Origin of the sequence: Microcoleus sp. PH2017_35_SFW_U_B (assembly GCF_020737865.1) — a bacterium.
Lineage (GTDB): Bacteria > Cyanobacteriota > Cyanobacteriia > Cyanobacteriales > Microcoleaceae > Microcoleus.
Genome location: NZ_JAEQDE010000006.1, coordinates 1 through 1,509 on the forward strand (window position 1 = coordinate 1; position 1,509 = coordinate 1,509).

Sequence of the window (1,509 nt, forward strand, 5' to 3'; positions counted from 1 at the left end):
TTACGATTTTTGGGATTCACCATATATCAAACCATCTCAGCTTAGGAAAGGACACGTAGATGCGACGGTTTCAAGAATTAAAAATCATCAAATTATCTTGGCAATACAGGATACAACCGAATTAAATTATACTACGCATGAAGCAGTCAAAGGAGTCGGATATCTTGATAATAAATATGCTCATGGATTGAAAGTACATTCAACGTTGGCAGCGACAACAGAGGGGCTACCATTAGGCATTATCGACCGTCTGGGCAAGAGCGCCAAAATATTTAGGCAAAGCTGCTCAACGTTCTCAAAAATCAACTGAAGAAAAAGAGAGTCAAAAATGGCTTGATGCTTTAAAAAACACGTTATCTATCATCCCGGATTCACAACAAGTAGTCACAATTGCTGACTGAGAAGCCGACTTTTATGACTTGTTTGCCTGTGCGAACCGTGAGGGAGGAGATTTTTTGATTCGAGCTACTCAAAACAGATGTTTAGAGTCTTCATCGAACCATCTTAAAGAAGAGATGGAATTGGTCGAACCGCAAGCCACAATGACTGTGGAATTGAAGCGCAACCCGACTCGACCATCACGAATAGCGACTTTAACTATTAGGTATAAAACCTTAACTATTCAACCCCCTCAAAATCGTCCTAAACAAGAGAAATTAAGTCCGATTCAACTGCAAGTTATTTTAGTCAGAGAATCCGAACCACCTTCTGAGTCGTCAGCAATTGAGTGGTGGCTAGTGACAAATTTACCTATTACTTGTATTGAGGATGTGACTACTTATGTGAGATGGTATAGTTATCGTTGGCTGATTGAGCGTTATCATTATGTGTTAAAAAGTGGTTGTGGAATTGAGAAGCTACAATTAGAAACAGCATCAAGGTTGGAAATGGCTCTAGCTACTTATTCCATTGTAGCGAAAGCGCTTACTTTATATTACTCATATAGCTCGGCTCGCGGATGATGCCAGTTGTGAAATCATGTTATCACCTCAAGAATGGCAGGCTCTTTATGCAACAATTTATCACAAAAGTTATCCTCATTCTTACCCGCCAACTTTAGGGGAAGCGGTTGGTTGGATTGCTAAATTGGGAGGTTTTTTGGGAAGAAAACATGATGGTTTTCCGGGAGTTAAGACCTTGTGGCGTGGATTGAGAAGATTGGATGATATTATGATGGGTTGGCTGCTATTTAATCAACTTAAAACAACTTGAATTGGTATTTTCCCAGGGTTAAAATAGCTGTGATGACAAATTGTGTTAATGACGTAAGTGATAATTTTGGCAAACCGCCGCCAATGGCAGAAAAACATTAGATTGCTGTTTGTCCAAAATGTGCGTTCGAGAAAAACCCCCAGATCCCTTGAGCAAACTCATTGCAAGAGGCAGACATCAATGAACATTTTTTGCAGGATAATTGCCATTCAATCAGAAGCGAGATCCCCAATGGCTCCTACACAAGTAGTTACTTTTGTCAAATTTCTTGTTAAGAAAGATGTTTATAAAGCATAG

General features: G+C 39.6%; 1 protein-coding gene and 2 pseudogenes. All 3 read left to right on the top strand.

Going from position 1 to position 1,509, the window contains the following annotated elements; genetic code table 11:
• Positions 1 to 310 (top strand): annotated as a pseudogene (locus JGK36_RS00040) (hypothetical protein); the annotation flags it as partial.
• Between the two features lie 103 nt (positions 311 to 413).
• Positions 414 to 962, top strand: a pseudogene (locus JGK36_RS00045) (IS4 family transposase); the annotation flags it as partial.
• 16 nt (positions 963 to 978) lie between these two features.
• Positions 979 to 1,212 carry an IS4 family transposase gene (locus JGK36_RS00050; protein WP_293200723.1) on the top strand — a complete coding sequence of 78 codons (234 nt, stop codon included), beginning with the start codon at positions 979 to 981 and terminating at the stop codon, positions 1,210 to 1,212.
• Positions 1,213 to 1,509: the final 297 nt, after the last annotated feature.

Coding starts and splice junctions, on each gene's coding strand:
- JGK36_RS00050 (WP_293200723.1), top strand. CDS start 979: ATGTTATCACCTCAAGAATGGCAGGCTCTTTATGCAACAATTTATCAC.